We start from the raw sequence: 8678 nt of genomic DNA, 5'->3' as shown, positions 1-8678 counted from the left end.
TAACAACATACTTTTGATATGTGATTTGGTTTGTCGCAGTTTCTTGGTCACTTGCGTTCTATGACGAGCCAAGGTCGTAAATTGTTCGTGCTCTTCTGTGGGAATAAAAACACCTCTTAGAACACCTGATTTTAATTGATTGGACAAGTTTTTAGAATCTAAGGCATCTGTTTTTTGATAGCGCTCTTTATCTCCTGTCTTTATATCGGCGGGATTAACAACTAGAACATTCCAACCCAAGTTTAAAAAATATCGTGCCGCGGAGAATCCGCAACAACCCGCTTCATAAACTAAATCCACAGCATGATCTGGAAATGTACGTTCCACATATTGGTACAAATCCTCAGCATTAGAAGGCATCGAATAGGTCTTGTGAAAAAATAAATCTGTTTGGATAGAAACTGTCCAGCTTTTTTTGTGAATATCTAAACCAATGAATATCTTTGGAATAGAAAAGGTGTCTTGTAATTTCATAATCTTCGTTTTTTGTACTCTCAAAGTTATGCTTTTACATAGATGCTTGGAGCTAGCTGGAATTTAGTGGAATTATCGTTTCGCATCAAGTTTTCGTTAAGCCGAAAATTGAAAGGTTACGAACTTCCAGCCATCTCAAAGTGCAAAACGGTGCCATACATTGAGGAACGCACTCAAAAATGAAAATATTAACGAATGAAGAAAGAAAATATCCCTCTAATAATAATCATTGTCAGTTTTATTTTAAGTGTTGCTAATATTGTAACATATGAAAAAAATGATAGCGGATTTTGGTCACGAATTACATCAAGTGTTTTATTAATAATTGCAATGTTTATTATAATTCGAGAAAGGAAAAAGCAGAAGAAAAATAAAACAGAATGATATTCACAGTGGATTTTTTCGTTAGTTTTCGGAATTTAAACCCATCTGATGCTCGTTTGCAACGAGTACCTACTTACAATATAATCGAAATCGTAGTATTTCTAATGCGGTTTACATAGTACTAAAACTTACTACTATGAATCGAGGAAGTGGAGTTCGTCGAGATTCTTTCAGAATGACAAACTAAATGGCGTTTGATTGCGAATTTTTTATAAAAACCAGCTCTCCGAAGTGTTTTTTATAAAAAATAAATTAGGAGTGGAACGGGTGCGAATTCTACTGACTTCGTACCCGTTCCTATTCTAGAATATTATATGACACTTTTATGAAAATCTAGTAGTTTGATTGCTTCGTTCCGCTCGATATTGAAACTCGTTAGGACTCCATTTACTGGTATTCCGTGTAATCTGCACGCTAGAAGAAATATATTTCATAACTTCGAACACGGTCATCATAATTACAGGGCTTCAGGAGAGCAACCTTTCTAAGAATCTAAATCAGGTACTGCAACTAGCATATTGGATTTTTTTTCAAGATTAGACGCTTTTTTACCCTGTAAAATAGTTGTTTTAGGGCTTTGAAATGCTATTAATTTCCCACCAGTTCAGGTAATTTTCGATAAAAAATTAGATTAAAAACGAGGGAAATTTTATTAAACACAATTCGCCCACAACAGTTAGGCATAAACGGAATAGATAATTTACATAATGACACCCCACGGAATATTTTAATAAAAATCACATCAACTATGAAACAAATAGTAACTCTTGCCCTTGCTGTACTTACAATGATAGCATGCTCAATCCGTCCAGAAAAAAAAAAACTGAAATTACAGGAATAGACAACACAGTGCGTCCCGGTGATAACTTTTATCGATATGTAAATGGCAAATGGTACGATTCTATATCCATACCTGCTACCCAAGCTGGAGTTGGTGCTTATATGTTTATGAATTATCCCCAACGCTTGCGCTTACAACGAATATTAGATAGTGTTTCCCGAGGTAAGTATGCTGCAGGAAGCATTGAGCAAATGGTGGGTGACTTTTACGCATCAGGTATGGATACTATAGCCATTGACAAGCGCGGTTTTGAACCAATTAAGCCCACGCTTGCAAAAATTGAAGCAATTAATAACGTACCGTCTTTAATGGCCTTTGTGGCACGTGAAATCAAATTAAATAATAGCTCTATCATGACTTTTGGAGTGGGTCCTGATGATAAAAACAGCAGTATCAATATTGCTCACGCCTACCAAACGGGAATAGGTTTACCAGATAGAGATTATTATTTTAAATCAGATTCCTCTACGGTCGCCATACAAAATGCCTACACGACATACCTTACCACATTATTCCGATTAACAGGTAGCAATGAGGCGGAGGCTAGTAAAAATGCTGATGTAGTGTACAATATTGACAAGCAACTTGCAGCTTCGCACAAGACAAGAGTGGAACGACGAGACGTGCAAGCAAATTACAACAAGATCGGGATTCAAGAGCTTGAAAAAAAACAGCCGAACATTGGTTGGAACGATTTTCTTAACCATTTAGGCGCTAAAACCGATTCTATAGATATTGGACAACCTGCTTATTACGAGAAGCTAAATACACTATTAAAAACTATTCCGATAGCGAACTGGAAATTATATTTGAAAGCCAATACCATAGAAGGATACGCAACGGACTTAAGCGGGCCTTTTGTTGATGCCGCTTTTGAGTTTACCAAAGTAATTTCTGGCCAATCGGTGCAAAAAACACGTGGAGAAATTATGGCTAGTGCCGTTGATAATTATTTAGGTGAAGCACTTGGACAATTGTATGTAAAGAAATATTTCCCGGAAAGCGCAAAAAAACGCATGTTAGATCTCGTTAATAATGTACAAAAGGCCTACGCGATACGAATAGACAATCTGGAGTGGATGAGCGACAGTACAAAACGAAAAGCAAAAGAAAAACTGTTTGCGACTACTAAGAAAATAGGATATCCAGATCAATGGAAGGAGTACAGCACTGTTGCTATTTCAAGAAATGCGTATTTTGAGAACTTAGTATCAGCTGGGGGAGCTGCATATTCACGTGAATTGAAAAAGTTAGGTAAGCTAGTAGATAAATCGGAATGGTTTACAACACCGTCAACAGTTACGGCCTACAATAACCCCTCCGCGAATGAAATTGTCTTTCCTGCAGGTATTTTACAGTCTCCTTACTTTGATAATGAGGCCGATGACGCTCTTAATTATGGCGGTATAGGAATGGTTATAGGCCACGAAATAACACATACTTTTGATGACCAAGGCGCACAATATGACAAAGAGGGTAACGTGAAAAACTGGTGGACAAAAGACGATTATGCTAAGTTTAAATCAAGAATAAAACAAGTCATTGACATGTATAGTACGTTTACCGTTTTGGACAGTTTACATGTTAAAGGCGATATGACTGTTGGGGAAAATACGGCAGATATTGCTGGAATAGCTGTAGCTTACGATGCTTTTAAAATGACGAAGCAGGGACAGGATACTATAAAAATTGGCGGTTATACGCCAGACCAACGATTCTATCTTTCTGTTGCCAGAATATGGAAGGTAAAAATGAAAGAAGAATTTCTTCGTTTGTGGATTAATAACAACTCCCATTCACCACCTATTTGGCGTGTTAATGGACCGCTGATGAATAGTACTCCTTTTTACAACGCATTTGATGTAAAACCTGGCGATAAGATGTATTTACCCAAAAAAGACAGAATAACTATTTGGTAAACTCGGGACGATATCAAGGAAATTATAAAACTAGTAAATTTCCCCTGCTTCTACAACCAAACAATTTATAGTCACAGTAGTTCTTTTGTGTACTACTTGAATATAATAAAGTAGATATTCAAATTAATCATTGAAAAAAATAATAGATAAATGGCGCAAATGTTACTTGACTTTGCGTCATTACTATTCTAGGATATATTGAAATAAGGTTGTCATAAAGGCTTTATGTATGCGATTGATTTATTTTAACAGCTATGACAATTCGCAATGACTGTATTTATAGAAATTTAGGATATTTAATCTCCCTATTTATTTTGATTGGCATACTACCAGGCGCTTTTACGCACATCTTTTGTCCAGTACTGCTAAGACCAAAAAAAACATCAAAAAGTTTAGCCTTACTTGCGCCTACTACTACTCTTTAAATTTTAGAATAAAAAAAGTACCTTTAATACTACTGCTTTTATAAATTGTTATATAATTTTACTAATCAAAATCATTTGCAATGCGGCGAAGAAATACTAGCAATCGCTATGAATTAGATAGCTTTTAAGACATAGGTATTACGATGGTGATGTCGATTATTCCCAATGCAATCAAATCTGTAAAACACCTCTTTAAAACCATAACACTTCGCAATCGATTGATGGATACTTTAAAAATCTTTTATTTTTTACGATCTTTTTTTCTCATCGTAAATGATTTTTAATTATTTTTGTACAGTGTTTTTTATCACACAATACACTACCGAAAATTGAGTTCAACAGCAGTTACTACACACACAAAACTACTGTGAAAATTACCGTTTCCCAAGGTATTTCATTAGACCGAAAACATGCAAGTTTCAAATTATTTCAGATTTTGAAACTGTCCTCGATTTGCAATAAATAGACAACTACTACAAATAACTACTGAACTTAAAATTTTAAAATTAATCATGAAAGAAATTATTAAAAAATTTGACAAAAAAATTATTGACAAATTAGATCAGAGTACGATCACAATTATGAGAAAGACGAGCAGAATTGCAATCCGTCTATCATTTGGTATAATATTTATTTGGTTTGGAATACTAAAACCATTGCACCTATCACCCGCAGAAGGTTTGCTTAAAGCGACTGTCGTATGGCTGCCATTCGGATCTGCAGATACTTGGCTAATAATTATTGGATGGTGGGAAGTTATTATTGGTATTTGCTTTCTCTTTGAAAAAACAACAAGGTTAGCGATTATTCTTTTACTAACTCAGATGATAGGGACTTTTATGCCATTAGTTTTTCTTCCAGAAGTAACTTTTCAATCGAATAATATTTTGCTTCCTACATTAGAGGGACAATACATAATTAAAAATTTGATAATTATTTCTGCAGCTTTGGTTCTTGGTGGCGAAATTACTAGATCAAAAAAAGTAACATAAATAACTGATAACAGTTAATTATTGATTTAGTTTCAAAAACCAATAATCAATCAACAATAAGCGGACTAAGTAATAATTCTAAAGTAAAGTACGCCATAGCAGGCATGCAACGCTAATAAACGTCTAGTCCTGTGGTATTATTCCCGATACTTTGCGAATCTTTTCGTGTAGTATCGGGGATACATACTACAGTCAACAATAAATATACATGCTTCGCAAATTGTTCTTGACCTTCCTTTTTTTCGAATTTAATACTAGAGTTTGACTCCTTTCAGTAATGTACTTATGGTGTAATTGCATTGGTACTAGCAACGGCAGGTAAAGCAAAAAATCATTTATTATGCTAAGCGAATCCCTGTGCTGCCTCTGTGTAAGTTGCTACTGATTATGTACTTATTCTTTAATTTAATAACACCGTTAAATCTGATTTAGTCAACCACAAATAGTGTTACCGCTTCGTTACTCACAATAGTATAGTTGACAAAAATCATTTGTTATTATAAGAACATCTATATTTGGTCTCTTTTCAAAAAAATCATGAGGTAAATGATGCAGGTATTTTTCTTTCGTCAAAATGCTAAATCAACACTTATTTGTCGAAGAACTACCTTTATATTATCATTAAAATTCTATTAATAGGGATTCCAACTCCTTTTTTTAAAACTACACTTTGATCCGTTAGTGCCCAGACTGTAGTTTCTACCATTTTTTTTGATCTATCATCTTCAAAGTAAATTTGAATTTTTGAATGTTCTAAGTTCCCTAAGGCAAGTGCTCTTTCTAATTCGTTTTTTCTTGCTCTAATTGCACTAACGTCCTCTAATACCTCACTATGTGGGAATTTCAGAATTCCTATGTTTTCTTTCTCGACGATTTCAAAATCTATAGTCATAATTACTTTATTAAGATTATTAATTTGCTCGATTGCTTTGTTATCAACATTAAATTGAAACTAGTCTACCAAATATAAATACATTTTGCTTCTTGCTCTCTTTTGTTATTATTAATTTAACAAACCTTTAAATTACCATTTCTTTCTAGAGCACATTTGCAACAAATACTTCCCTTTCTTTAAAAACAAAATAATAACATTTGCTTCGCTATTCCCTGAAAAACCAAACCCATTATATTTCATACTATCATTTTCGGCACTTAATAAAAAAGTATGTAATGTAGTTCCTCCATTTTGAGAACTATCAGAACGAAGCAACGACTTGGTTTATGGCAATTATGATATTGGCTTTCTGATTTTGAGCTACATTAATTTATAAGCTATATTTTCCCATCCAGCACCCGAAAATTTACTTACAAAAAAATAGAATTAGAATGCTACGCATCCTGATATTGCATCCCATTTTTGGATTTCTAGAAAGTATGCTATCACAACGTATTCAAAAATATTTTAGGAATCTATAAAATTTAAAATAAATTCTCATCCATTTCATACGCTACCCTAATTCGGTACGATGAATTGAATACCTAACCTTTAGATAAAAACGTATTTTCTTGACGGAAACAGTACATATAAATTCAAAAAAAGGTCAATGCACACTTGTAAAAACTATAGATAGAAATTCAACTTGCAAAAGGTTTTTAAATCTTGCTAGAAAGGACATAAAGCAATCAAATGTAAGAACTGCCATTATAATTTGAAAATAAACTACACAAACCATATTTAGCAGAGATACTAGCGAAGCAATTGAAACATTTATTAGCGTAACTATTATGTTTAATTTAAACAAAATAGTAGAGTATAAACTCTTAATCGCTCTTATGAGTAGTGCACTTTGCATATTCCTGTTCACTTCTGATGTGATCAATCTTTTTTTCATTTATCGAATAAAATGAACCGCTGTGCCCTTGTAGAAATTAAAAAGCATACAACTCAGCGCTATTGGACGGAATGAGCAATAAAGCCTTGACTGAACATTGCGTATCTGGTAAGTAGTACATCTGTCCATCCATGCCTATAACTTTACCGTAAAATATTGAGTAAAAATTGACTTTCCCATTTTTATGGTAATAAATTCCTGCTTGTTATTTATCAATTAAGTAGTACTATTGTATCAGGGTTATAAAATTAAATTTAAAGTTGAAATGGATGTAAACGACTTAATTGGCAGCTTTACTATTGTAGGAAGCAATCAAGATGCCGAAGAAAATAATTATAAAGGCACACTGACTTTAGCTGTCGATACTAACAGTAGAGTTACAGCCAAATGGCTTATTAATAACGAACAAGAACAAATAGGTACTGGTTTTTTTAGAGATGCTATCCTCGTAATTAATTTTAATTACAAAGGAGATAACGATGAAATTTTTAAAGGTGTTGTCGTTTATCGCTGCTTATCTAAGGACTTATTAGATGGCTTTTGGTCTGAAAAACAGGGTAATCCACTTTATCTTGGTACAGAACGTTGTTTCAGAAGTACTAAGATTCTAAATTAGAATTGTTTATTTGGACCTTACAAACAACCTAAAAGTATTGTGCCCTTAAATACTTGAATCAGTTTTGCAAAATAGTACTGATGAAAAACAAACAGGATTAGACTGCTGTACATCAATCCTTTCCATACCATTTTGTGCAAACTTTAACGAACGGTCAATTAGCAATACAAATTAGACAAAATTCAAAAAGGTACTAGAAACTGTATGTATTTAACGTTATATGCAAGCTGTCTTCGTACGGAAAAACGTAGAATTCAAACTTCAATTTATCGGGTTAAAAAATCAGATCCGTAATTTGTTTCAGTATTTCCCTTTTTTGTTTTATACCAAAGACTAATAGCTGCACTACCTTTGTATCAAAGGAATTAAACAAATTTAAAAATAAAAAAATATGAATTTAGCAGATAATATTTCAGGAAAAGTAGTGCTAATTACTGGTGCTAGTAGTGGATTAGGAGAAACTACAGCACGTTATTTGGCTTCCAAAGGTGCAAATGTAGTATTAGGTGCTCGTCGCGAAGAACGTTTAAAAGAGATTGCAAACGATATTAATACTCAAGGAAAAGGTAAAGCGATTTATGCCAAAATGGATGTAACGATTAAAAAAGATGTACAAGAATTAGTTGATAAAGCTGTACAAGAGTTTGGCAAATTAGATGTAATGATAAATAATGCAGGATTAATGTCTATTGCGCCATTAAGTGAATTAAAAGTGGATGAATGGGATACAATGATTGATGTTAATATCAAAGGGGTTTTATATGGTATAGCCGCTGCATTACCAATTTTCCAAAAACAAGAATCAGGACATTTTATTAATTTATCATCTGTTGCAGGTGTAAAAGTATTTAGTCCTGGAGGAACGGTTTATAGCGGAACAAAATTTGCTGTTCGTGCCATTTCTGAAGGTTTACGTCATGAAGTTGGCGGGAATATTAGAACAACTACAATAGAACCAGGAGCTATTGATTCTGAATTAAAACAAGGTAGTTCTCATAAAGAAAGTTCTGATTTTGTCAACGAATTTTATAAAAATGCCATTCCATCAGACTCTATTGCAAGAACAATTGCTTTTGCAATAGAACAACCTAGTGATGTAGATATCAACGAAATTGTACTTAGACCCACAGTTCAAGAATTTTAATCCACATTAAATATTTATAAAATAAAGAGTTGTAAATTTGCAACTCTTTAA

The 8678-nt window shown here is 33.4% G+C and carries 8 protein-coding genes; 5 read left to right on the top strand and 3 right to left on the bottom strand.

Features of this window, described 5'->3' with window-relative positions; genetic code table 11:
• Positions 1 to 474: IS110 family transposase (locus A3SG_RS0104370; RefSeq protein WP_016988800.1), on the bottom strand; the 474-nt coding region annotated here is incomplete at its 3' end.
• A gap of 195 nt (positions 475 to 669) precedes the next feature.
• Between A3SG_RS0104370 and A3SG_RS0104360 the strand changes: the two genes are divergently transcribed.
• The 3 genes from A3SG_RS0104360 to A3SG_RS0104350 all read left to right on the top strand — a co-directional run bounded on the left by A3SG_RS0104360 (position 670) and on the right by A3SG_RS0104350 (position 5035).
• A complete protein-coding gene (locus A3SG_RS0104360) occupies positions 670 to 858 on the top strand; it encodes a hypothetical protein (protein ID WP_016988798.1) in 189 nt (62 codons plus the stop codon).
• Positions 859 to 1653: 795 nt separating this feature from the next.
• The gene (locus A3SG_RS0104355) at positions 1654 to 3618 is read left to right on the top strand and encodes a M13 family metallopeptidase (RefSeq protein ID WP_016988797.1); all 1965 of its coding nucleotides are present in this window, start codon (positions 1654 to 1656) and stop codon (positions 3616 to 3618) included.
• Positions 3619 to 4555: 937 nt separating this feature from the next.
• Positions 4556 to 5035 carry a DoxX family membrane protein gene (locus tag A3SG_RS0104350; RefSeq protein WP_016988796.1) on the top strand — a complete coding sequence of 160 codons (480 nt, stop codon included), beginning with the start codon at positions 4556 to 4558 and terminating at the stop codon, positions 5033 to 5035.
• A gap of 610 nt (positions 5036 to 5645) precedes the next feature.
• Here the strand turns inward: A3SG_RS0104350 and A3SG_RS0104345 are convergent.
• Both A3SG_RS0104345 and A3SG_RS0104340 read right to left on the bottom strand, forming a co-directional pair.
• Positions 5646 to 5927 carry a hypothetical protein gene (locus A3SG_RS0104345; protein WP_016988795.1) on the bottom strand — a complete coding sequence of 94 codons (282 nt, stop codon included), beginning with the start codon at positions 5925 to 5927 and terminating at the stop codon, positions 5646 to 5648.
• A gap of 132 nt (positions 5928 to 6059) precedes the next feature.
• Positions 6060 to 6245: a hypothetical protein gene (locus A3SG_RS0104340; protein ID WP_016988794.1), complete on the bottom strand. Its 186-nt coding sequence runs from the start codon at positions 6243 to 6245 to the stop codon at positions 6060 to 6062.
• A gap of 887 nt (positions 6246 to 7132) precedes the next feature.
• Here A3SG_RS0104340 and A3SG_RS0104330 point away from each other — a divergent pair.
• Together A3SG_RS0104330 and A3SG_RS0104325 are read left to right on the top strand one after the other, a co-directional pair.
• Positions 7133 to 7483, top strand: coding sequence for a hypothetical protein (locus A3SG_RS0104330; RefSeq protein ID WP_029596603.1), 351 nt, complete (start codon positions 7133 to 7135; stop codon positions 7481 to 7483).
• Positions 7484 to 7874: 391 nt separating this feature from the next.
• Positions 7875 to 8627 carry an SDR family oxidoreductase gene (locus A3SG_RS0104325; RefSeq protein WP_016988791.1) on the top strand — a complete coding sequence of 251 codons (753 nt, stop codon included), beginning with the start codon at positions 7875 to 7877 and terminating at the stop codon, positions 8625 to 8627.
• Positions 8628 to 8678 lie beyond the last annotated feature (51 nt).

It is taken from the genome of Flavobacterium sp. ACAM 123 (genome assembly GCF_000264055.1).
Lineage (GTDB): Bacteria > Bacteroidota > Bacteroidia > Flavobacteriales > Flavobacteriaceae > Flavobacterium.
Note: the sequence above shows the minus strand (reverse complement) of the source record. Positions and strands in the feature narration are given on the sequence as shown.

Bases quoted from the DNA above. Each gene is read 5' to 3' on its own strand.
- A3SG_RS0104360 (WP_016988798.1), top strand. From the start codon at position 670: ATGAAGAAAGAAAATATCCCTCTAATAATAATCATTGTCAGTTTTATT.
- A3SG_RS0104355 (WP_016988797.1), top strand. From the start codon at position 1,654: ATGCTCAATCCGTCCAGAAAAAAAAAAACTGAAATTACAGGAATAGAC.
- A3SG_RS0104350 (WP_016988796.1), top strand. From the start codon at position 4,556: ATGAAAGAAATTATTAAAAAATTTGACAAAAAAATTATTGACAAATTA.
- A3SG_RS0104345 (WP_016988795.1), bottom strand. From the start codon at position 5,927: ATGACTATAGATTTTGAAATCGTCGAGAAAGAAAACATAGGAATTCTG.
- A3SG_RS0104330 (WP_029596603.1), top strand. From the start codon at position 7,133: ATGGATGTAAACGACTTAATTGGCAGCTTTACTATTGTAGGAAGCAAT.
- A3SG_RS0104325 (WP_016988791.1), top strand. From the start codon at position 7,875: ATGAATTTAGCAGATAATATTTCAGGAAAAGTAGTGCTAATTACTGGT.